Here is a 23,237-nt window from a genome sequence, read left to right on the forward strand (position 1 = left end):
TAGACGATAAATGTAAACTTTTTTATGAATAATAACGATTAAACGCAGTTATTTTCGATGAAATGCACAATTTTATTTAATTTGTTAAAATTTGCCAAATGACTCATGTGGCCCCCTTCTAGTTCAAAAAGCTTGGTATTACTGTTCTTAGCGACAATTTTACATTCTTGTATAGGTAAAATGGGATCTTCAGTGCCACAGATCATAAATTTCGGTTTCGGGAAATTTTTTAGTACAGCGGTCCTATCTTTTCGGTCTTTCATGCCTGAAATTGTAGCAGTTATCCCTTCAGCAGTCATCTCTAATGCCTCAGTTTTAAGTTGTTCAATTTCAGATGGAAACTTCTCACGGGTAGCTTCAGCAAACAAATTGCTAATAGCCATACTCACAAAAGCATCTTTAGCTTTGGGAACCAACTGTAGAGCACGTTCACGGTTTAGTTTTCGTTCTTTGGAATCTTCGGCAGGCGTGGAATTAAGCAATACTAGTTTTTCTAATTGGTGCGGAACTAATTCTGCCATCGCCATTGCCACATAACCTCCCATAGAATGACCTATTAGGGTACATGTTTTAATGTCCAGATGCACTAATAAGGCACTGCTTATTTCAGCAAACAATTCCATAGAATGTATGCCTGAAACAGTTGTGCTTTTTCCGTGACCAGGAAAATCCAATGTAATTACTCTGTGTGTTTTGTAGAATGTTGGGGCAATTTTCGACCACATAGTACTACTCTCCAGAAAGCCGTGCAACAATAGAATTGCTGGACCAGAACCTTCACTGGTGTAATAAATGGAGGAGTTGTTGTGGTGGAAAATCATTTTTATATCTTCGGGGGCGTTTATACGCCACAAAAATGAAGCATAACTTAAAGAGAGACTAATTTTCACTTAAACTTTATATGGATTTTAACAAACAGACTTATTTAACCGCCTTTGCGCTGTTCTCATTATTCTTTGGAGCCGGAAATTTAATTCTCCCTCCCTTTTTGGGCTACAATGCAGGTGAGGATTGGTTTTGGGTATTGTTGGGTTTTGGAATCTCCGCTGTTGTTATTCCCATCATGGCAATATATGGCTATGCGCGAATCCAAGGGACGATGCTGGATTTTGCAAAAAAGATTTCTCCTGCCGTGGCGTTGGTGTATTGTGTGATTGTGTATGCTATTTCGGTTGCATTGCCCGCTCCCAGAACGGCTTCGGTTACCTACGAAATGGCCGTGCAACCCTATTCTGAATTGTCTTCTCTATGGTTAAGTACTATCTATTTTGCCATAGTGCTCGTATTTGTTTTAAACCGAACAAAAATCATTAGCCTCATTGGTAAATTTCTAACACCTTTCATAATCATCCTGCTATTGTGTATAATAGGTATTGGTCTTTTTGGGGATGCTGAAGCCATGAAAGCTTCCATTTTCGATAACGGACTCTCTGCTGGAATTCTGGAAGGGTATCAAACTTTTGATGCCATTGGTGGTGTCGTGGTGGGAGGAGTGATAGTGATCTCTCTGGCTCTACAAGGAAAATATAATTACGAAGAAAAAAAGAAAATGATTGCCAAATCGGGATTGCTGGCAGGAATTGGTCTTTTCGCTATCTACGGCGGGCTCATAGCGCTAGGTGCTTATTATAGCGCAACCCTACAGGTTGAAAACCGAACCGAATTATTACAGCTTTTAAGTACAAGTACCTTAGGAAAAATAGGAACCGCGTTTTTAGGAATTTTGGTAGCCTTGGCGTGTTTTACCACGGCAGTTGGTATTATTACAGGAACTTCAGATTTTGTAAAAGGACTTTGTAAAAACTCACAAACAGCATACATAATTACAGCAGTCTTGGGCTGTGTACTGGGCGTAGCGATTGGCCAATTTGACGTACATTATATTATAGACATCGCCTTGCCAGCTTTAATGTTTATCTATCCCATTACCATTGTCCTTATTATATTAAATACATTGCCAGAACGTTTTGCCTCTACTACGGTATTTAGAGCCGTAGCCTTAGTTACCTTTCTTTTTAGCATCCCAGATTTTTTAGGATTTTTTATTGCAGAAGACTCCGTAAACGCATTAAAAGAATACATTCCATTATCTAAGTACAGTATGGGTTGGGTATTGCCTGCTTTATTTGTTTTCGTTTTGGTGAACCTTTTCGAGTTATTTCGAGGAAGGAATACCGGAGAAATTACAGCTAAGTAAATAGACTCCGTTGGTATTTGGGTTTCATTATTATGTGACCCCTCCTTCGTAGAGGTGAATTTTTTTTTAAGAATTCATCAAATCCTCAATCTCCTCCGCCTCAATTGGAATGTTTCGCATCAAGTTAAAAGGCGAGCCACTTTCTTGAATCACTAAATCGTCTTCTAAGCGAATTCCAAAACCTTCCTCTGGGATATAAATCCCTGGTTCCACTGTAAATACTTGGTTGGCTTCCATAGGCTCCCAAAGGATTCCATAATCATGGGTGTCTAAACCAATATGGTGAGAGGTACCGTGCATAAAGTATTTTTTGTAAGCAGGCCAATCTGGATTTTCGTTTTGCACGTCGGCTTTGTCTAGGAGTCCAAGACCTAGGAGTTCGCTGGTCATCAATTTACCAACTTCCACATGGTATGCTGCCCAAAGTGTTCCTGAGACAAGCATATTGGTAGCATCGTTTTTCACACGGTTTACTGCGTTGTATACGTCGCGTTGGCGCTTGGTAAATTTTCCGTTTACAGGAATGGTGCGGCTCATATCACTGCTGTAATTGGCATATTCTGCTCCTGCATCAATTAAAATAAGGTCGCCGTCTTTACATTGTTGGTTGTTTTCAATATAATGAAGCACATTTGCGTTGTTTCCGCTGGCAATAATGGGTGTGTAGGCAAAACCTTTGGAACGGTTTCGTAAGAACTCGTGCATAAATTCGGCTTCAATTTCGTATTCCCAAACGCCTGGTTTTACAAAATCGAGGACGCGACGGAAGCTTTTTTCAGTAATATTACAAGCGGTTTGCATTAAATCCAATTCAATCTGGTCTTTTACAGAGCGCAGTCGTTGTAAGATTGGATTGCTCTTTGCCCAACTGTGTGCAGGAAATTTATCTTTGGTAGCTTTAATAAAACGAGCTTCCCGGGTTTCGGTCTCTACATTGGCGCGGTAATGCTCATTGGTGTTGAAATATACTGTGTCACATTGAGTCATGACTTCATAGAATACCTTGTCGAATTCCTTAAGCCAATACACGGTTTTAATACCGCTGGTTTCCAGGGCTTTTTCTTTGGTCAATTTTTCACCTTCCCAAACGGCAATGTGATCGTTCGTTTCTTTTAAAAATAAAATCTCCCGGTGTTTTGGGTTTGGTGCACCTGGAAATAAAACCAAAATACTCTCTTCTTGATCTACACCACTCAAGTATAGAATATCCCTTGCCTGTTGAAACGGCATGGTGCTATCTGCACTAATTGGATAAATATCGTTGCTGTTGAAAACCGCCAGGCTCGATGGTTTCATCTTTGCCATAAAGTTTTTACGGTTTTTAATGTAAAGGTTTGAAGAGATAGGGTGGTATTTCATGGAAAATTTTATTTTCTTTCCCACAAAGGTGGGAAACTGTTTTAGTATATATTTCTTGTATTCAAAAATACTGAAAATCTTACGGAAAGACCTAGCAGGTTTTGAAAACCTGAAAGGTCTTTATACTCACCTTGCAAACACTCCGCAAATTCACTATTTTGTACCTTCTTAAAAACCCAACCATGAAACAAAAAATTGTCTTTCTTTTTACAGCGCTTTTAAGTGCCGTACTATTTGCCCAGCAGCCTGCAACCTCAGCAAGTGACGTGGAACAAGGCTTGCAACAAAAATCAAAGCTCGCCGAAAATTCCTTAGTTAAAAACCTTCCGTTTAAAAACATTGGCCCTACCATTATGAGCGGTCGTGTGGTAGACCTGGCGGTAAATCCAAACAATCCAATCGAATTTTATGTGGGCTACGCAAGTGGCGGGGTGTGGCATACCAAAAATAACGGAACCACCTTTACACCTATTCTAGATACAAGTGAAACACAAAATGTAGGGAGTTTGGCCGTAGATTGGAAAAATAGTACCATTTGGGTAGGTACTGGAGAAGTAAACGCATCCCGTTCAAGTTATGCCGGAATAGGTTTGCTACAATCTGTAGATAATGGAAAAACTTGGAAAAATATGGGATTGCGGGACAGCCATCATATTTCAAAAATTATTATCAATCCAAACAATCCAGACGAGGTTGTCGTTTCGGCAGTAGGGCGGTTATATTCTACCAATAGTGAACGCGGCGTTTACAAAACTACCGATGGGGGAAACTCATGGAAACAAACTCTTTTTGTAAACGATCAAAGCGGGATTATCGAAATGGACGCAGATCCTAATAATTTCAACTTACTATATGCTTCCTCCTGGGATAAAGACCGTAAAGCGTGGGATTTCCGCGGTAATGGAGCTGGAAGTGGTATTTACAAAAGTACAGATGGTGGTAGCTCGTGGGAAAAAGTGTCAACCCCAGCTAGTGGTTTTCCCACAGGTGATGGTGTAGGTAGAATTGGTCTGGCGGTGTATGATGCCAATACGGTGTATGCCATTCACGATAACCAGGCAAGACGAGCGGACGAAGAAAAGAAAACCGACAATGATGAATTCTCTAAAGAGCAGTTTAAAACGATGACGTCTTCGCAATTCTTAGCGTTGGATGATAAAAAATTAAATGCGTATTTACGAAACAACGGCTTTCAGGAAAAATACAAATCTGATAATGTAAAAAACATGGTGCGCGGTGGAAGTGTAAAGCCAGCAGACTTAGCCAAATATCTTGAAGATGCCAATAGCATGTTGTTTGATACACCTGTTATTGGAGCCGAAGTTTATAAAAGCACCGATGGTGGTAAGTCATGGAATAAAACACACGACGGGTATTTGGACGGAATCTATTACAGCTATGGATATTACTTCGGAAAAATACACGTAGACCCTTCTAACAAAGATGGGATTTATATCTATGGAGTTCCTATCCTGAAATCTAAAGACGGTGGAAAAACATTTACATCTATTTCGGCTCCCAACGTACATGCAGACCATCACGCGTTGTGGATTAATCCAAAGATGCCAGGTCATCTTATTAATGGAAATGACGGTGGCGTGAACATAACTTATGATGATGGTGCAAATTGGATTAAGAACAATCAGCCAGCTGTTGGACAATTTTATGCCATCAATGTAGATAACGAAGAGCCTTACAATGTGTACGGTGGTTTGCAGGATAACGGTGTATGGGTTGGCGCTCATACTGCTGAAGAAAATCCTGGTTGGATGCAGGATGGTAAATATCCGTATGATTTTATTATGGGGGGTGACGGAATGCAAATTCAGATTGATAATCGGGATAGTGATATAGTCTACACGGGATTTCAGTTTGGGAACTACTTTAGATTAAACCGAAAAACAGACGAAACTACCTATATCCAGCCCAAACATGAACTGGGTGAAAATCCATATCGTTTTAATTGGCAAACACCTATTTTATTAAGCTCTCATAATCAGGATATTTTATATTTGGGCGGCAATAAATTAATGCGTTCCATGAATCAGGGAACCGATTGGCAAGCCATTTCACCAGATCTAACCCATGGCGGTAAGAAAGGAAATGTAGCGTATGGGACCTTAGCGAGTATATCAGAATCTCCTTTTCAATTTGGATTGCTCTACACGGGAAGTGATGATGGATTGGTGCAGGTTTCCAAAGATGGCGGCGCTTCGTGGCAAAATATTTCTGCTACATTTCCAAAAGATTTGTGGGTAAGTCGCGTGATAGCTTCAGAACATAAAAAAGAACGGGTATATGTAACCTTGAATGGATACCGATGGGACGATTTTAAACCCTATGTATATATGAGTGATACGTATGGGGTAACCTGGAAAAATATTTCCAATAACCTACCCACTTCACCTGTGAATGTGATTAGAGAAGATCCTGAAAACGAGCAGGTGCTCTATTTGGGAACCGACAACGGTGCCTATGTTTCCTTTAATCAGGGAGAGTCTTGGGAGACGTTTGCTGAAGGATTGCCAAATGTAGCTGTACACGATCTTGCCATTCAAAAGCGGGATAAAGACCTGGTAGTGGGTACGCACGGTCGCTCTATTTATGTGGCAGATATTGCTTTGTTACAACACATCTCTTCAGAGAGAATGAACGATTTGCTGTTGGCCGAACTTCCTTCTATGCGGGTTTCGAGACGTTGGGGCAGTTCTGGTTTTAATGCATTTGGGGACTTTATGAATGAGCCTTCGGTGCAACTTCAGGTATATGCCCCTGCGAGTGGCACTGCTGAAATTTTAGTAACAACTGAAGAAGGAGCCGAGGTACATTCACTTAAAGCGGAAGTTAAAAAAGGAGTGAATATTATTGAATATGACGTAAGCCTTTCAGCAAAAGGGAAAAAAGCACTGGAAAATAAAGACCTGAAAATTTCTCAAGCCGATAACGGAGTGACATATCTCCCTAAAGGAATGTATAAAATAAAAGTGATGATGAACAGTAAAGTTGCTTCCCAACCGTTTGAATTAAAATAGAACCCTACCATCTTTGGCCTGTTTAATCATAGTGGAGCAAGTTTAAACAAAATTTAACTTCATATTGGTTCTAAATTACCATATTACGGCTCTCAATGTTTGTATGAATGCATTGTGAGCCGTATTTTTGTAGTTCAAAATTTTGAAAACACAACCATAATGGGAATAATATCCTCTTCCATCGCCAGAAAAGTTGCCATGGCACTTTCAGGCCTGTTCTTAGTTTTCTTTTTAGGACAACATTTTACCATAAATCTAACTTCTGTTATTGATCCAGACACATTCAATAATTGGTCCCATTTTATGGGTACTAATTTGCTGGTGCAAGCAGTATTGCAACCCATTTTAATTTTCGGAGTTGTTTTTCACTTTGTGATGGGTTTTATTCTGGAAATTAGAAATCGAAACGCGCGAGCGATTAAATATAAATCCTATAAAGGAAATACCAATTCAACTTGGGCTTCCAGAAATATGATTATTTCAGGGCTTGTAATTTTAGCTTTTTTAGGACTGCACTTTTACGATTTTTGGGCGCCAGAACTGAATGTAAAATACTTCAAAGGAGATATGAGTGGTCTTTTAGATCCCGATAATGTAAACTCTGGTTTTAGGTACTATGAAGAACTAGTTCATAAATTTGAAAACCCTGTTCGCGTAGGACTGTATGTACTTGCTTTTATACTGTTAGCAGTTCACTTATGGCACGGCTTTGCGTCGTCTTTTCAGAGTGTTGGATTTAATAACAAATACTCGAAAGCATTGACCAAGTTTGCCAAAGTATATGCAATTGTGATTCCTGCGGGATTCATTTTCATTGCAGTATACCTTCATTTAAATCAACTTCCACATTAAAAACGTTCGCTATGTCAATATTAGATGCTAAAATACCCGAAGGACCCTTAGCCGAAAAGTGGACCAATCATAAAAACAACATTAACCTTGTAAATCCAGCGAACAAACGTAATATAGACGTAATTGTTATTGGAACTGGCTTGGCAGGAGGTAGTGCAGCAGCAACTCTGGCAGAGTTAGGGTACAACGTAAAAACATTCTGCTATCAGGATTCTCCGCGTCGTGCACACTCCATCGCAGCACAAGGAGGAATTAATGCAGCAAAAAATTATCAGGGAGATGGAGATAGTAATTACCGGTTATTTTACGATACTGTAAAAGGTGGCGATTACCGTTCTCGTGAGGCAAATACCTATCGTCTTGCTGAGGTTTCGGCAAACATTATTGACCAATGTGTAGCACAAGGAGTTCCTTTTGCACGCGAATATGGTGGAATGTTAGACAACCGCTCCTTTGGGGGTGTTCTGGTTTCAAGAACCTTTTATGCAAAAGGACAAACCGGACAACAATTGTTGTTGGGAGCATATAGCGCCATGAATCGCCAGATTAACCGTGGAAAAATAAAGCCTTACAATCGTCATGAAATGCTGGACATTGTAAAGATAGACGGTAAAGCGCGCGGAATTATTGCAAGAGATTTAGTAACCGGCGAGATTGAAAGACACAGTGCTCACGCAGTAGTATTGGCAACTGGTGGCTACGGAAACGTATTTTACCTTTCTACCAATGCCATGGGAAGTAATGTAACAGCAGCCTGGAAAGCACATAGAAGAGGCGCTTTTTTTGCGAATCCTTGTTACACACAAATTCACCCTACCTGTATTCCGGTTTCTGGAGATCACCAGTCTAAATTAACATTAATGTCCGAGAGCTTACGAAACGACGGACGTATTTGGGTACCTAAGAAAAAAGAAGATGCCATAGCTATTCGCGAAGGCAAAAAGAAACCTACCGAGCTTAGCGAAGAAGAAAGAGATTACTACCTGGAGCGTCGTTATCCAGCATTTGGAAATTTGGTGCCGCGTGATGTAGCATCCAGAGCAGCCAAAGAGCGTTGTGATGCTGGTTTTGGAGTTAATAAAACAGGGGAAGCTGTATATCTTGATTTTGCCAGTGCTTTTAGCCGTTACGGAAAAGAAGAAGCATTAGTCCATGGGATCAAGAATGCTAGTGAAGAAGAAATATACAAATTAGGAGCAGCCGTTGTAGAGAACAAATACGGAAACCTGTTCCAGATGTACGAGAAGATTGTAGATCAAAACCCATATAAAACCCCAATGATGATTTATCCTGCCGTGCATTACACGATGGGTGGGCTTTGGGTAGATTACAACTTACAAACTACGATAGAAGGCTGTTACTGTGCCGGAGAAGCAAATTTCTCGGACCACGGTGCCAACCGTTTAGGGGCTTCTGCCTTAATGCAAGGACTGGCAGATGGCTATTTTGTATTGCCATATACCATTGGTGATTATCTTAGCCATGACATTAGGACAGGTAAAATACCAACCGACACGCCAGAATTTGATGCTGTAGAGAAGGATGTTCAGGATAGAATTCAAAAATTAATGAGCGGTTCTGGGAAACATTCTGTAGATTATTTCCATAAGAAACTTGGAAAAATTATGTGGAACAAATGCGGGATGTCCCGTAATGCAAAAGACCTTGAAAGTGCTATTTCTGAAATAGCCGAATTAAGAAAAGAATTTTGGACCGATGTAAAAATTCCTGGAACCGCAAAAGAAATGAACACAGAGCTTGAAAAAGCAGGTCGTGTAGCAGATTTTCTGGAATTAGGAGAATTATTCGCAAAAGACGCTTTACATAGAAACGAATCGGCTGGAGGTCATTACCGTGAAGAAAGTGTAGAAACTAGTGGAGAGCAAAAAGGAGAAGCATTGCGTGATGATGAAAACTTTAAGTATGTAGCAGCTTGGGAATACAAAGGAGAACCAAAAGATGCCATACTGCACAAAGAAGACTTGATTTTTGAAAATATTGAGTTGAAGACTAGGTCTTATAAGTAAGGGTTGACATTTAACTGTTAAAAGTTAAACGTAGATTTTTATATAATTTGAAATAATGAGTAAAATTGAAAGTTTTGAAGATCTTAAATGTTGGCAGGAGGCAAGAAAACTTCGTAACGATGTTAAAGATTTAATTAAAACCTTCCCAAGATATTGAGAAATATGAATTAGTTTCTCAGATGCGAAGAGCATCTAGATATGTTACTCACAATATTGTTGAAGGTTATGGTCGCTTTCATCATAGAAAAAATATACAGTATCGCAGAATCTCGAGAGGTTCATTGCACGAGTTGATAGACCAATTTATTACAGCTTTTGATGAAACATACATTTCGGAAGAAGCCTTGGAAATATATAAAAAACAAGTGAATAGTTGTTTAGCAATTTTAAATGGATATATCAACTATTTAAAGCGAAGACTAAACAACGATTAACTTTTAACAGTTAACATATAAAATATGAAGTTAACATTAAAAATCTGGCGCCAAGCCAATGCAAAAGCCAAAGGGCAAATGGTAACCTATCCCATTGACGGCGTAGAAGAAGATATGTCTTTCTTAGAAATGCTAGATGTGTTAAACGAGGGGCTTATTAATAAAGGAGAAGAGCCAGTTGTCTTCGATCACGATTGTAGAGAAGGTATCTGCGGAAGTTGCTCGTTGCAAATTAACGGAGAGCCTCACGGGCCAGATCGTTTGGTAACTACCTGCCAATTACATATGCGAATGTTTAATGACGGAGATACGATTGTTATTGAACCATTTCGAGCGAAAGCATTTCCAGTAATTAAAGATTTAATGGTAGACCGCAGCTCTTTTGATAGAATTCAGCAAGCGGGTGGCTATATTTCAGTAAATACTTCAGGAAATACGATAGATGCTAACACGATTCCCGTAGAAAAAGAAGATGCAGACGATTCATTCTACGCAGCAACCTGTATTGGTTGTGGAGCTTGTGTTGCAGCGTGTAAAAACGCGAGCGCTATGTTATTTACTTCAGCAAAGGTAAGCCAATATGCATTATTGCCTCAAGGTAGGGTAGAAGCTACTACACGCGTTTTAAATATGGTAGAACAAATGGATAAAGAAGGCTTCGGAAATTGTACGAACACGGGTGCTTGCGAGGTGGAGTGTCCTAAAGGAATTTCTTTAGAAAATATCGCCAGAATGAATAGAGAATACCTTTCAGCTTCTTTGAAAGGATAAATTGTTCTAAATGATACTTTAAGAACCCCAAGTTTTATTAAAACTTGGGGTTCTGTAGTTAAGGTGAGGATGATGTGATAAGCAACAAAAAAATCTCGTTTTCTCAAAACAGCTTTTATACCCCTATAAAGAAAATGTTATCAAATGATACGATTGCTTTTTAAACAGCCTTTATTTTAATCTGGTTTTGAATATCTCTAACCAGTAAGTTTTTTGCGATCGTGTTCCTAAATGTAGCAACGTCGTAAGGTTTTACAATAATATCGTTCATTCCACATTCAAAAATACGGTACCGTATTTCGTCAACTTCAACAGCGGTAAGCGCTATTATAGGTATGGTCGTATTAAAGGTTCTAATTTCCTGAGTGGCATCAATGCCATTTTTAAGAGGCATATGAATGTCCATTAGAACTAAATCATAGTCGTTTTCTTTAATCATTATAATGGCTTCTTCTCCATTTTCGGCAATCTCACAATGTACGCCTTCCTTTTCCAATATTTTTCTGGTAACCATTTGGTTAATATGGTTATCCTCAACAATTAAGATGGATTTATTAGATAATTTTGAAGTATCCACAATTGGTGCGGGATTCTGCGCTTTGTCTTGTTGGAGTACGTCAAATAATAAATTAAAACTAAAAGTACTACCCTTACCCAGCTGGCTTTGTACCGTAATAGTACTATTTGCCTGCTCTAAAAGTTTCTTTACAATAGGAAGGCCAAGTCCAGATCCCTGAAAATCCCGATTACTGGATTCTATTTGCGAAAACTCGTCAAAAATGCTTTCTAGTTGATTTTTTGCAATACCAGAGCCAGTATCTTTAACGGTAAAAGTAATTAATACGGTTTTTTCACTAGCGTTGGAAATAGTAGCAAGTATTTGTATGGTTCCGCTTTCCGTAAACTTACAGGCATTACCAATTAAATTCATGAGGACTTGGGAAAGGCGAACAGAGCTACCTTTTAATAATTGTGGAATATCGTCTGCAATGTGTACGTCAATTTCATTCCGGTGTTGCACACACATATAATCAAATGACGAAACTATGGTTTCAATTAACTCACGTAGATTAAAGGCCACAGCATCATCGTTAAAAGTATTGCTTTCCAACTTGTTCATTTGCAGCACGTCATTAATAAGTGCGAGTAAATAATCTGCCGAAAACTTGAGCGCTTTTAAGTCTTTTTCGTGTTTTTTTAACTCTTTATTCTCCAGTAAAATAGTGCTTAAGCCAATAACTCCATAGAGTGGTGTTCGCAATTCGTGACTTACCGTAGAGAAAAACTTAGCTTTTTCTTTGGTGAGCTTGTCACTTTTTTCTTTGGCTAGTAAGTATTCTTTATTTTTTATCTGAAGTTTTTTTACCAATTGTTTTCTTCGGCGGTAGGCATACCATAAATAGAGTACCCCCAAGAGACCAATTCCCGAAACAATCCATAAAATGGTATTGGTTCGGCTTTTGGTAAGCATGAGTTCTGCCTGTAATTTATTTTTTAAGCGAGCGTCTTCGGCAGTCTTTTGGTATTCGGAAATTTGAAACTTTGAGGAAGCACTTCCAAATGCAGCAGATTTTGCGATCTCCAGGTTTTTTAATAAAGACTCTTCGTATTTTTTTCGAATTTCATAGGCATCCTTAAATCTATTGGTGCTAAATAAAACACCACTATAGCCCTCGTAGGCATCTTGTAACTCCGAAGGTAACTCATTAGCCACAGCAATTTCTATGGCTTCTAAGTAGGCTTTTTCAGCTTTGACAAACTCACCTTTCTGAGCGTAAAACCTTGCGTATAGATTCTTAATTCCTGCTTCAAAAGACGGGTATCTGTTTTTACCCTTTAACTCATCTGCTTTAAGTAAATGGTACAAACCACGCTTGTACTTTTCGGCATCAAAGGCGGTAATCACTGTATTAAAATGGGCTTTTGCCAAACTAGCAGAATCGTTTATCTTTTCAAATCCTTTAATAGATTTTTTATGATACCGCATCGCTTTATCAAAACTGCCTTCATTAAATGAATAGAGGTTGGCCAAATCCATATAGGTAATCGCTAATGCCGTGTCGTTTTTGGATTCAATAGCATAGCGTTCAGACTTTTCAAAATTATCCTTAGCCATTTTCAAATCCTTCAAAGCCATAAAATCATATCCCAGAAAACGATACCCTTTATGTATTAATGTGGGATCATTCAATTCGAAAGCCTGGTTTAAAATTTTTACATTCACCTCCATAGACTTCTTGTAGTTTCCTGAATTGTAATAAATTTCAGAAGAGTCTATTAATTGTTTAAGCTTACTGTTTTCAAAGTTTTGTATAGTATCTTCTTGTGCCATTGTAGGAATGGCGAATAGCTGAGACAAAAAGATAAAGAAGAAAAAAAGTAGTTTCTCCATTAATAAATTAAGTAGGTTTGGAGGAGCAAGATACTAATTTTGAATGACATCTGGATTACTATTACACACGCACCTACATCAATTTATAAACCATAAACTATGTTAACCAGTAAATTACCTAGCGTTTCTACAACTATTTTTAGCGTTATGAGCAAGATGGCGACAGATTTTAATGCCATAAATCTTTCGCAAGGATTTCCGAATTTTAAAAGCGACCCCGCCTTAATTGAGCTGGCTGCCAAGGCGATGAGAGATGGTCACAATCAATACGCTCCAATGCCTGGAGATCTACTATTGCGTGAACGAATTTCAGAAAAAATACAAAATCTCCACGGCAAACACTACTGTCCCAATACCGAAATAACCGTCACCGCAGGAGCTACCCAGGCTATTTTTACGGCAATTGCTGCAACCATTGAAAAGGAGGATGAGGTTCTTATTTTTACACCGGCATACGACTGTTACGAACCTTCGGTAGCATTGTTTGGAGGAAAAGTGATACCTGTGCAGTTAGGTGCGCCATTTTATAGGCCGGATTGGAACGTAGTAAGGTCTAAAATCTCTCCTAAAACTAAAATGATACTGGTAAACAGCCCTCACAATCCCAGCGGAATGCTTTTCACCAAAGAGGATATGCTGCAATTACAAACCATTGCTGAAGAAAATAATTTGCTGGTGCTTAGTGACGAAGTATACGAGCATATTATTTTTGACGGAGAAGTGCATCAAAGTGCTGCAAGATTTACTTCTCTTGCTCAACGAACCTTTATTACAGCCTCTTTTGGTAAAACATTTCATACTACCGGATGGAAATTGGGGTATTGCGTGGCTCCCCAAACACTCATGAACGAGTTTAGGAAAGTGCATCAATACAACGTGTTTTGTGTAAATACCCCTCTACAAAAAGCGCTGGCAACCTATTTGGAAGAACCGTCTCATTATCTTAAAGTAGCAGATTTCTACCAACAGAAGCGAGATTATTTTATGTCACTACTGAAATCTTCACGATTTAAAATTATTCCGTCTAAAGGCACTTACTTTCAGTTGTTGGATTATACTGAAATTACCAACGAGCACGATGTTGTTTTTGCTGAAAGACTAACGAAAGAGTTTGGTGTTGCAACCATTCCTACATCAGTTTTTAATACCGAAAAACAAGATTTTAAGCAATTACGGGTATGCTTTGCCAAAACTGAGGCTACCCTAAAGCAAGCTGCGGAAATACTAAATTCAATTTAAAACTCTTATTATTTACCACTCGAGCTATAAGTTTTGTCAATCGTAAAATGAATACAACCGATAGCATTTAAATGGAGTGCAGTTTTTAATGTGTATTTTTAGGATTCCAAAAATTATAAAAATCAAAAATATATAGCGATATGAATACGAAAGGTGAAGCGTGGGAAATTAATGACGGAAGTGCTGCACAATGCCCTTATTTTGGAAACATTCAGGGACAGGCTGCAGGAAACGGAACTACAAATCAGCAATGGTGGCCCAACAAATTGAAATTAAATATCCTAAGGCAAAATGATAGAAAGTCTAATCCCATGGGAACAGATTTTGAGTATGCGAAAGAATTCAATAGTTTAGATTTTGCCGCTTTAAAACAAGATGTAATAAATCTAATGACCGATTCGCAAGACTGGTGGCCAGCAGATTATGGTCACTATGGCGGCTTGTTTATTAGAATGGCCTGGCACAGTGCGGGAACCTACAGAGTAACAGACGGTCGCGGTGGTGGAAATACTGGAAATCAGCGTTTTGCGCCTTTAAATAGTTGGCCGGATAATGGAAATTTAGATAAAGCACGTTTGCTGTTGTGGCCTATAAAACAGAAGTATGGAAAGAAAATTTCCTGGGCAGATTTAATGATCTTAACAGGGAATTGCGCCTTGGAATCTATGGGTTTTAAAACATTCGGTTTTGCTGGAGGGCGAGAAGATGTTTGGGAGCCAGAACAAGATGTCTATTGGGGTTCTGAATCTGAATGGATGGGAAACGAAGCGCGCTACGAAGATGGAGATCTCGAAAAACCATTAGCTGCAGCTCATATGGGATTAATCTACGTAAACCCAGAAGGCCCTAACGGAAAACCAGATCCACTAGGTTCTGCCCGTGATATTAGAGAGACCTTTGGCCGTATGGCGATGAACGATGAAGAAACGGTAGCATTAATTGCTGGAGGACACACTTTCGGGAAAGCACACGGAGCTGGAGATGCCGAAAAATATGTAGGTGTTGAGCCAGAAGGTGCGGGAATTGAGCATCAAGGTCAAGGATGGATAAATACAATGGGAACGGGTCGTGGAGACGATACTATTACAAGTGGTTTAGAAGGTGCCTGGACGCCAAACCCTATTAAATGGGATCACGATTATTTTGACGTACTTTTAAACTACGATTGGGAACTAACCAAAAGCCCGGCAGGCGCTCACCAATGGAGACCTACCGATGCTTCAAATGCGAAAAAAGCTCCGCAAGCGCATGACGCGTCCAAAACACAGGATTTAATGATGTCTACAGCAGATATCGCATTAAAAATGGATCCAACGTATTTAAAGATTTCGAAACGTTTCCATGAAGACCATGCAGCGTTTGAAGATGCTTTTGCACGTGCTTGGTACAAATTAACGCACCGTGATATGGGACCTGTTTCTAGATATTTAGGATCTGAAGTGCCCAAAGAAGAGTTATTATGGCAAGATCCCATCTCAGATGATTCAATATCGACAATTGGCGATGGTGATGTGGCTTCATTAAAGAAAATCATTTTAAATTCAGGAGTTTCTATTTCTCAACTAGTAACTACAGCGTGGGCTTCTGCTTCTACCTATAGAAATAGTGACATGCGAGGTGGTGCCAATGGTGCTCGCATTCGTTTAGAGCCTATGAAAAGCTGGAAAGTGAACGCAGGACTTTCAGATACGTTGGATGCTTTAGAAAAAGTTCAGAAAGATTTCAATCAAAATAATAGTTCAAAAGTTTCATTAGCAGATGTGATTGTGCTAGCTGGAAACGTGGGTGTGGAGCAAGCCGCTCAAAATGCGGGACACAATCTAACGGTTCCTTTTAATGCAGGACGAGGAGATGCAACGCAAGAACAAACAGATGTCGATTCTTTTGCACATTTAGAACCTGTTGCAGATGGTTTCAGGAATTATGTAAAAGATACTCAAGAAATTTCTCCAGAAGAATTGCTAATAGATAGAGCCAATTTAATGACCCTTACGGTACCAGAGATGACAGTCCTTCTAGGGGGTATGCGCGTATTGGGAGCAAATTATGACGGTTCTTCGTATGGAGTTTTTACAAAGAATAAAGGCGCATTAACAAACGATTTTTTCAAGAATCTCTTGAATTTGGGAATTACCTGGAAGGCAACTTCAGATAATGACCAGGTATTTGCTGGGCGTGACAGAAAAACGGGCAGTATAACATGGACTGGAACAAGAGCCGATCTTATTTTTGGTTCAAATAGCGAACTACGAGCAGTCGCTGAAGTTTACGGTTGTGAAGATGCAAAAGATAAATTTGTAAAAGATTTTGTAGCGGCCTGGTATAAAGTGATGAACCTGGATCGCTTTGATTTGAAGTAGATTTCTGCTAAGTCAAAAACAGATTTTAAAATTCTCTCAAAGCAGCACCACTCGTGTTGCTTTGTTTTTTATATTTATGACAATCTAAAACCTATGGAAATTTCAGAATTATTTAATGCTATTAGAAACGAAGAGGTAACAGCGGTGAGCCGTTTGCTAAAGGAAAACCCATCGTGGGTGAATGAAAAAGATGCCCGAGGAAGTACGCCCTTGCTATTGGCTACGTATTATGGTTTTGAGGAAATCGCCAAAGAAATTCTAAAATTCCCTCAGAACATCAACGCTCAAGATGCCAGTGGCAATACAGCTCTTATGGGTGTGTGTTTTAAAGGGTATGATAGTCTAGCGGCATTGCTTTTAAAACACAAAGCCAATGTAAATACCAGTAATTTTAACGGAGCTACTGCGCTTATTTTTGCAGCAACTTTTAAACAAGTTGACATTATAAAAATGTTATTAGAAAATGGTGCCGATACCACTGCAAAAGATGACCGTGGGAACACCGCGTTAGATCATGCAAAAATGCAGGGATTAACAGTTGTGATAGCATTGTTGGAAAACTAGGTGCTGCGACGATGGAGCAATTATTTTAGAGCACCTGTATTCAGGTAAACCTACATCAAAAATTAAAATTTTGAAAAAAGATCAACTTTACATAACCATCATTCAGTCACACTTGCACTGGGAAAACCCAGAGGCGAATAGAACTATGTTTGAGGAGAAAATTAGAGATGTTATAAACAAAACAGATCTTATCGTACTTCCTGAAATGTTCACCACAGGTTTCACTATGAATGCCGAACCCAATGCCGAAGAAGAAACGGGTTTAACTGTAAGCTGGCTAAAGAAACTCGCCAAAGAAAAAAACTGTGCGATTACCGGGAGCATCATCGTAAAAGACAATGGATTGTTTTACAATAGACTCTATTTTATAACAGCGGAGGAAGCTGTTGAAACCTATACTAAAAAACACACTTTTACGCTCGCAGGAGAGCACAAAACGTATACGGCCGGACAAAATAAAGTTATTATAGATTATAAAGGTTGGCGTATTTGTCCTTTGGTTTGTTACGACCTTCGTTTTCCTGTATGGGCACGAAATACCGAAGATTACGATTTGCTTTTGTATGTTGCCAATTGGCCTGAAAAACGGATTACAGCCTGGGATACATTACTGAAAGCCCGTGCGATTGAAAATATGAGTTATTGTGTGGGTGTTAATAGAGTTGGTTTGGATGGAAATGGTCATAATTACATAGGACATAGTGCTGCTTACGATGTGCTGGGAGAGCACGTTTCAACGCAGGATTATGAAACTGAATTTGTAGAAACCATTGCCTTGTCTAAGAAACATATAGAAGACAACCGAAGCCATCTTCAGTTTTTAAACGACAGGGATGTTTTTAATTTAGAGTAAAGGTGTATACCGAATCCCAATTGGCACGTATTTCAATAGCTTCGCCATAATATAATACGCGTTCGGGCTGTTCTTTCCTTAGAAAATTTCCGGTGTCCCAAATACCGTTTTTATTCGTGTCAAAAACTACACGTACATAATAGATTCCAGGTTCTAAATACGGAAATGTAAGCTCGTTTTCAGCTTCAGAAAAGTTAGCCAATTTTGTAGTTTGTACTATATTAAACTTATTGTCAACCACTTCAATAAGTAGTGGTACTTGTGTTACATTCTTTAAATTTAACCGAATGACTCCATAATCGTCTTCAGCCTTCGTTTTAACCGAATAGCTAAGTGTGTCGTTGGTGGCTTCAAAAAAATCTGTAAACGTTCCAGGAAGTGCTGTTATAGTGTATCGCTGGTCTGGTTTTTTTTCAAATATAATATGGGTTTTGTTGTAGAGCGTGTCCTTTCGTGCGAGTACGGGAACTGCTATGGAATCTTTGTCCAAGATAGATAAAAGTGTTTCATCTACAGAAACTAAAGGTGTGTTAAACTGAAGTTGAAAGGTGTCTTTTGGCGTGAGCGTTCCACCTTTAACGATGCTAACTTTAAGCGAGTCTACAAAAAGGCTTTTTATAGTTACCTCTAACGTGTCTATGGCACCTCTGTTTTTTGCTACATATAATAGAGAGTCTGTAACTTCACTATCAAAAGCTGGTTTGTGCCAATAGTGTAAAGTATCTTTCTCGGTATCGCGATAGGTAATAGCGGTAAAATCCTTGGGGAGGATCGAAATAGGTTCCAGAACCAAACTATCAATGTTGCCTTCGTACCCAAAAATAAATTCATGTTTACTAATGTGGGTGGGTCGGGCCATTTTATATGCTGGTATTTCCTTAAAAAGAGTTACAGTATAAGTGCTGTCTGTAGGAAGCGTAACGGTGTCACGTACAAAACCAATTTTATCATTTTTTGGCTGAAAGATATAATCATTGCTTTTTTCTTTGAGTCCAACTAATACATACTTGCCGGCCTTTAAATTGGTAAACTGAAAAGTGCCTGTGCTATCTTGGGTAGTCGTTATGTACATAGGTTTTTTGCTGAAAATTACAGAGTCTGTAAATGTTTCATTTATTTCATACAAAAGAACACTTGCAAGATTTTCGGCCTTAGGAAGCAGTGCATCTTTTATGGTTCCGTTAAGCTGAAGACTATCTATATAGCTCCCGGTAGAAAACACATATTTAAAGTACGGAAATTCAATCGCCTCATTATTGTCTACAATACTATTCCCAAAATTGAAAGAATAGGTGGTGTTCTCACGCAACGTATCCAAAATTTTAATCCGAAGCTGTTTAGACGTACTAAGTGGAGTGATAATGGGTTGGTATTCTAACGGAGGGGAAACAATCAGGTTTTTTTGAATGTCTACAAGTTTTATATATTCGTCAAAATAAATACGTATTTCATTACCTTCAAAATTTGTAGAATAATTTTCTGGTATGCTTTTTACGATAACGGGAGCAAGGGTGTCTTTTAATCCGCCCGATGGACTACCGCGTTTGGCACAATCTACAAAAGACAGAGCAAACAATAGCGCAATAGGAATATATAGCAGCCTATGTCTAACGGGATATAATATGTTTCGTAGTTTTTTCAAGACGGTAAAAATAGCAAGATTTTTCAGGGTATGTACTGATTAACGCAAGTTTGTCTATGAAGTTACTTTATGCCATCGCAATTGTTGCTAAGCTTATCTTGGAAGCACCGGCAATTAGCAATTGGCTGGCGCAGTTTTCCAGAGTGGCTCCTGTAGTGATAATATCGTCTACCAATAGCACATGCTTTCCGCTTATGTTCTCTTTATTATGAATACTAAATACCTCTGGATTTTCAAAACGCGTAAAGCGTTGTTTGAATACTTGTGATTTTGTTTTATTAGTTTTTAATAATACATCTTCTATAAATGGTTTTCGCAGCGCTATGGAAATTTCTAGTCCAAAGCCTGTTACTTGATTGTAGCCACGTTTTCTTTTTTTTAGTTTGTGTATTGGAACGGGAATTATGCAGTCTATAGATGTATAGCTTTCTTTTTCGGCTAATTCGGCTCCCAGCCATTTTCCAAAAAATATACCAATATTTTCTTGACCTCTATATTTAAGATTGTGTAATAGTTCCTGGGTAATTCCTTTTTTATTAAACTTAAGCAGTGCGGTGGCTTGCTCAATAGGGACTCTTCCGTAGAAAACTGCTGTCATAACGTTGCTTCCGGTATCGTGGTGACCTAATATGGGAAGGGCGTGGATACAGGAAGCACATAGTGTGTTTTCACCCTTCAAGAGCTTACGATTACAACCTCCACATGCCTTTGGAAACAAAATATTTAACATAATTTAATATTTTTTACCATTTCATAAACAATTGATATGGAATTACCTTACTACTTTAGCCGATTAATTACAAACACAAATACCATGACTACAGAAAATAATAGTTCAAAATTTAAAGTGTTGGTAGGCGTCCTGTCTGTTTTATTAATAGGACTTGCTGTTTATACTGTTACACTTTATAATGATAGTAAAAATACGGTATCAGGCTTAGAGCAACAAAAAATTGAGATTGAAACCGAATTAGAAGAACTCATCGCAAATTACGACGAGATTATAGAAGATAATGAGTTAAAAGACAACGATCTTTTAGCTGCAAGGGAAAGAATTGAGATTTTATTAGATTCCGTAAAGGATTCCGAAGCCAATGTAGGACTTATTCAACGATATAAAGTTGAGGTGGGTAGGTTAAAGAACGAGCGTACGGCATTGTTCAGAAAAGCCGATAGCTTGATTGCAGCAAATAATAGGTTGGTAGTTGAAAGAGATAGCACTAGTTCTGTTTTAAACAAAACCATTATGGTGGTAGATTCTGTAAATATGCAAAATGAAGCACTTTCAGAAACCGTTAAAAGAGCGTCACTTGTAAAAGCAACAGATTTACGCGGAGAAGCAGTAATTGTTAGAACTAACGGAAAAGTAGTAGATACAAGACGAAGCAGTCGTGCCGATAAAGTTAGAGCGTGTTTCCAATTAGCTCCAAACGCTGTGGCAGAAGCAGGAGATAGAACATTTTTTGTGCAAGTTATCAATCCTAAAAATAACATTTTGGGCGAAAAAGGGGTTCATCAATACGAAAATGGAGTGCTTAATTACAGCAAGTCTGTAAATGTTTATTATGAAAACGAAGAGCTGGATGTATGTACTATGGTAGATGCCAAGGAGGAAGATTTAATTGAAGGTAGGTATATTATCAATATATATGATGGCGGCAGACAGATAGCAACAACAACTATGGAGCTTAAATAAAAACGTGAGCTCCTAAAGAAGAGTACTTATAAAAACCCGGACAGCTATGTTCGGGTTTTTTTATAATTAAATTTCTGTCCAACTAAGGTGTTTATTTCTTTTAGCCTGCTTGCCAAGAGATGTGCAAGTTGGAGTCACGACAGGCAGCGTAGCGGTTTTACTTCTTAAGTGGTTACAAGTAAAAAATAAAGCGTCACACTACTTTGTAAAAAGGTTATTTCCTATTTTTGCGGCATGGCAAACGAAGATCATTTTAAAAAAGTAGTATCGCACGCAAAGGAGTATGGCTACGTATTTGGTTCCAGCGAAATTTATGACGGTTTAAGTGCTGTCTATGATTACGCACAAAATGGGGTAGAATTAAAAAAGAATATCCGCGAATACTGGTGGAGAAGTATGGTGCATATGCATCAAAATATTGTAGGGTTAGATGCCGCAATTTTAATGCATCCAACAACGTGGAAAGCTTCCGGTCACGTAGATGCATTTAACGACCCACTTATAGATAATAAAGATTCCAAAAAAAGATACAGAGCAGATGTTTTGCTGGAAGATTACTGCGAAAAATTAGAGCAGAAAGCACAAAAGGAAATTGCAAAGGCGTCAAAACGTTTTGGCGATGCTTTTGACGAAACTCAATTTGTAGCAACCCATCCAAGAGTGGTACGCTATCGCGAACAACAAAAAGAGATTTTAACCAGAATGGCAACATCGCTGGGTGCCGAAGATCTTGCAGATGTAAAAGCCCTTATAGAAGAATTAGAAATTGCCGATCCTGAAACAGGCTCAAGAAACTGGACAGACGTGAAGCAGTTTAACCTCATGTTTGGCACCAAATTAGGCGCCTCTGCCGAAAGTGCTACAGACTTATACTTACGGCCAGAAACCGCTCAAGGTATTTTCGTTAACTTTTTAAATGTGCAAAAAACGGGGAGGATGAAAATCCCATTTGGAATTGCACAAACGGGAAAAGCTTTTAGAAATGAAATTGTTGCACGACAGTTTATTTTTAGAATGCGTGAGTTTGAGCAAATGGAAATGCAATTTTTTGTACGCCCTGGCGAAGAGATGAAATGGTATGAGTACTGGAAACAAACACGTCTCAACTGGCACTTGTCTTTAGGAATGGGTAAGGAAAATTATCGTTTTCACGATCATGAAAAATTGGCGCACTACGCCAATGCTGCTACAGATATTGAATTTAACTTTCCTTTCGGGTTCAAAGAATTAGAAGGGATTCATTCCAGAACCGATTTCGATTTAAAAGCACACGAAGAACACAGCGGCAAGAAATTGCAATTTTTCGATCCAGAAATAAATAAAAATTACACCCCGTATGTTGTGGAAACTTCCATAGGTTTGGATAGAATGTTCCTTGCAGTATTAAGCAATTCTTTGCAAGACGAAACCTTAGAGGATGGAAGTGTAAGGACAGTCCTGAAATTACCTTCCATTCTTGCGCCAGTAAAAGCAGCAATCTTGCCATTACTTAAAAAAGATGGTTTACAAGAGATTGCTCAAGACATTATTGAAGACCTAAAATGGGATTATAATGTACTGTATGATGAAAAGGATGCTGTTGGGAGACGTTACAGGCGCCAGGATGCTGCAGGAACACCATTTTGCATTACCGTAGATCATCAGACTAAAGAAGACCAAACAGTCACAATTAGAGACAGGGATACTATGGAGCAAGTGCGAATACCTATTGTTGAAATTTCAAAAATATTAAAAGAGAAAGTTTCTTATGAACATTGGCTTAAAAGTATAGCGATATAATAGAGTAGTCCCTTCATTTTAAGGGACTTTTATTTTACTA

Annotated in this window: 17 protein-coding genes; 12 read left to right on the forward strand and 5 right to left on the reverse strand. The window is 38.7% G+C overall.

Features of this window, described 5'->3' with window-relative positions:
• Positions 1 to 38: 38 nt before the first annotated feature.
• Positions 39 to 890 carry an alpha/beta fold hydrolase gene (locus tag ACQ2HF_RS05915; protein ID WP_432412604.1) on the reverse strand — a complete coding sequence of 284 codons (852 nt, stop codon included), beginning with the start codon at positions 888 to 890 and terminating at the stop codon, positions 39 to 41.
• Positions 891 to 901: 11 nt separating this feature from the next.
• Between ACQ2HF_RS05915 and brnQ the strand changes: the two genes are divergently transcribed.
• Complete coding sequence (gene brnQ / locus ACQ2HF_RS05920; RefSeq protein WP_432412605.1) at positions 902 to 2,197, forward strand: branched-chain amino acid transport system II carrier protein; 1,296 nt, start codon at positions 902 to 904, stop codon at positions 2,195 to 2,197.
• 66 nt (positions 2,198 to 2,263) lie between these two features.
• On the opposite strand, the gene ACQ2HF_RS05925 is transcribed toward brnQ, so the two are convergent.
• Positions 2,264 to 3,556: an aminopeptidase P family protein gene (locus ACQ2HF_RS05925; RefSeq protein ID WP_432412606.1), complete on the reverse strand. Its 1,293-nt coding sequence runs from the start codon at positions 3,554 to 3,556 to the stop codon at positions 2,264 to 2,266.
• Between the two features lie 182 nt (positions 3,557 to 3,738).
• On the opposite strand from ACQ2HF_RS05925, the gene ACQ2HF_RS05930 reads away from it, so the two are divergent.
• The 5 genes from ACQ2HF_RS05930 (at position 3,739) to ACQ2HF_RS05950 (ending at position 10,672) form a co-directional block, all read left to right on the forward strand.
• Positions 3,739 to 6,588, forward strand: a complete 2,850-nt coding sequence (locus tag ACQ2HF_RS05930) for a WD40/YVTN/BNR-like repeat-containing protein (RefSeq protein WP_432412607.1) — start codon at positions 3,739 to 3,741, stop codon at positions 6,586 to 6,588.
• A gap of 156 nt (positions 6,589 to 6,744) precedes the next feature.
• A complete protein-coding gene (locus tag ACQ2HF_RS05935; RefSeq protein WP_432413057.1) occupies positions 6,745 to 7,440 on the forward strand; it encodes a succinate dehydrogenase cytochrome b subunit in 696 nt (231 codons plus the stop codon).
• An 11-nt stretch (positions 7,441 to 7,451) separates the two neighbouring features.
• A complete protein-coding gene (locus ACQ2HF_RS05940) occupies positions 7,452 to 9,467 on the forward strand; it encodes a fumarate reductase/succinate dehydrogenase flavoprotein subunit (RefSeq protein ID WP_432412608.1) in 2,016 nt (671 codons plus the stop codon).
• A 179-nt stretch (positions 9,468 to 9,646) separates the two neighbouring features.
• Entirely contained in the window at positions 9,647 to 9,901 is a 255-nt protein-coding gene (locus ACQ2HF_RS05945; protein WP_432412609.1) for a four helix bundle protein, read from the forward strand.
• 24 nt (positions 9,902 to 9,925) lie between these two features.
• The gene (locus tag ACQ2HF_RS05950) at positions 9,926 to 10,672 is read left to right on the forward strand and encodes a succinate dehydrogenase/fumarate reductase iron-sulfur subunit (protein WP_432412610.1); all 747 of its coding nucleotides are present in this window, start codon (positions 9,926 to 9,928) and stop codon (positions 10,670 to 10,672) included.
• 160 nt (positions 10,673 to 10,832) lie between these two features.
• On the opposite strand, the gene ACQ2HF_RS05955 is transcribed toward ACQ2HF_RS05950, so the two are convergent.
• Positions 10,833 to 13,064, reverse strand: a complete 2,232-nt coding sequence (locus ACQ2HF_RS05955; RefSeq protein WP_432412611.1) for a response regulator — start codon at positions 13,062 to 13,064, stop codon at positions 10,833 to 10,835.
• Positions 13,065 to 13,163: 99 nt separating this feature from the next.
• Between ACQ2HF_RS05955 and ACQ2HF_RS05960 the strand changes: the two genes are divergently transcribed.
• The 4 genes from ACQ2HF_RS05960 to ACQ2HF_RS05975 all read left to right on the forward strand — a co-directional run bounded on the left by ACQ2HF_RS05960 (position 13,164) and on the right by ACQ2HF_RS05975 (position 18,080).
• Positions 13,164 to 14,303 carry a methionine aminotransferase gene (locus ACQ2HF_RS05960; RefSeq protein WP_432412612.1) on the forward strand — a complete coding sequence of 380 codons (1,140 nt, stop codon included), beginning with the start codon at positions 13,164 to 13,166 and terminating at the stop codon, positions 14,301 to 14,303.
• Between the two features lie 140 nt (positions 14,304 to 14,443).
• Positions 14,444 to 16,663, forward strand: a complete 2,220-nt coding sequence (katG, locus tag ACQ2HF_RS05965; protein WP_432412613.1) for a catalase/peroxidase HPI — start codon at positions 14,444 to 14,446, stop codon at positions 16,661 to 16,663.
• Between the two features lie 93 nt (positions 16,664 to 16,756).
• On the forward strand, positions 16,757 to 17,227 hold the full coding sequence (locus tag ACQ2HF_RS05970; protein WP_432412614.1) for an ankyrin repeat domain-containing protein: 471 nt from the start codon (positions 16,757 to 16,759) through the stop codon (positions 17,225 to 17,227).
• Between the two features lie 70 nt (positions 17,228 to 17,297).
• Positions 17,298 to 18,080, forward strand: a complete 783-nt coding sequence (locus tag ACQ2HF_RS05975; RefSeq protein ID WP_432412615.1) for an amidohydrolase — start codon at positions 17,298 to 17,300, stop codon at positions 18,078 to 18,080.
• Here the strand turns inward: ACQ2HF_RS05975 and ACQ2HF_RS05980 are convergent.
• Both ACQ2HF_RS05980 and ACQ2HF_RS05985 read right to left on the reverse strand, forming a co-directional pair.
• Positions 18,067 to 19,722, reverse strand: a complete 1,656-nt coding sequence (locus ACQ2HF_RS05980) for an Ig-like domain-containing protein (protein ID WP_432412616.1) — start codon at positions 19,720 to 19,722, stop codon at positions 18,067 to 18,069. The two genes, ACQ2HF_RS05975 and ACQ2HF_RS05980, sit on opposite strands and share 14 nt — an antisense overlap.
• 67 nt (positions 19,723 to 19,789) lie before the next feature.
• A complete protein-coding gene (locus ACQ2HF_RS05985; protein ID WP_432412617.1) occupies positions 19,790 to 20,452 on the reverse strand; it encodes a ComF family protein in 663 nt (220 codons plus the stop codon).
• An 84-nt stretch (positions 20,453 to 20,536) separates the two neighbouring features.
• Here ACQ2HF_RS05985 and ACQ2HF_RS05990 point away from each other — a divergent pair, with 84 nt between their 5' ends.
• On the forward strand, positions 20,537 to 21,418 hold the full coding sequence (locus tag ACQ2HF_RS05990; protein ID WP_432412618.1) for a hypothetical protein: 882 nt from the start codon (positions 20,537 to 20,539) through the stop codon (positions 21,416 to 21,418).
• Positions 21,419 to 21,652: 234 nt separating this feature from the next.
• Positions 21,653 to 23,197 (forward strand): glycine--tRNA ligase, encoded by a 1,545-nt coding sequence (locus ACQ2HF_RS05995; protein WP_432412619.1) that lies wholly within the window; start codon positions 21,653 to 21,655, stop codon positions 23,195 to 23,197.
• The last annotated feature ends 40 nt before the right edge of the window (positions 23,198 to 23,237 follow it).

The sequence above is a fragment of the Rasiella sp. SM2506 genome (assembly GCF_050859505.1).
Lineage (GTDB): Bacteria > Bacteroidota > Bacteroidia > Flavobacteriales > Flavobacteriaceae > Marinirhabdus.

Excerpts from the sequence above, each read along its gene's own strand:
- ACQ2HF_RS05940 (WP_432412608.1), top strand. The coding sequence starts at position 7,452 with ATGTCAATATTAGATGCTAAAATACCCGAAGGACCCTTAGCCGAAAAG.
- brnQ (WP_432412605.1), top strand. The coding sequence starts at position 902 with ATGGATTTTAACAAACAGACTTATTTAACCGCCTTTGCGCTGTTCTCA.
- ACQ2HF_RS05970 (WP_432412614.1), top strand. The coding sequence starts at position 16,757 with ATGGAAATTTCAGAATTATTTAATGCTATTAGAAACGAAGAGGTAACA.
- katG (WP_432412613.1), top strand. The coding sequence starts at position 14,444 with ATGAATACGAAAGGTGAAGCGTGGGAAATTAATGACGGAAGTGCTGCA.
- ACQ2HF_RS05925 (WP_432412606.1), bottom strand. The coding sequence starts at position 3,556 with ATGAAATACCACCCTATCTCTTCAAACCTTTACATTAAAAACCGTAAA.
- ACQ2HF_RS05955 (WP_432412611.1), bottom strand. The coding sequence starts at position 13,064 with ATGGAGAAACTACTTTTTTTCTTCTTTATCTTTTTGTCTCAGCTATTC.
- ACQ2HF_RS05945 (WP_432412609.1), top strand. The coding sequence starts at position 9,647 with ATGCGAAGAGCATCTAGATATGTTACTCACAATATTGTTGAAGGTTAT.
- ACQ2HF_RS05960 (WP_432412612.1), top strand. The coding sequence starts at position 13,164 with ATGTTAACCAGTAAATTACCTAGCGTTTCTACAACTATTTTTAGCGTT.
- ACQ2HF_RS05985 (WP_432412617.1), bottom strand. The coding sequence starts at position 20,452 with ATGTTAAATATTTTGTTTCCAAAGGCATGTGGAGGTTGTAATCGTAAG.
- ACQ2HF_RS05930 (WP_432412607.1), top strand. The coding sequence starts at position 3,739 with ATGAAACAAAAAATTGTCTTTCTTTTTACAGCGCTTTTAAGTGCCGTA.
- ACQ2HF_RS05995 (WP_432412619.1), top strand. The coding sequence starts at position 21,653 with ATGGCAAACGAAGATCATTTTAAAAAAGTAGTATCGCACGCAAAGGAG.
- ACQ2HF_RS05950 (WP_432412610.1), top strand. The coding sequence starts at position 9,926 with ATGAAGTTAACATTAAAAATCTGGCGCCAAGCCAATGCAAAAGCCAAA.
- ACQ2HF_RS05990 (WP_432412618.1), top strand. The coding sequence starts at position 20,537 with ATGACTACAGAAAATAATAGTTCAAAATTTAAAGTGTTGGTAGGCGTC.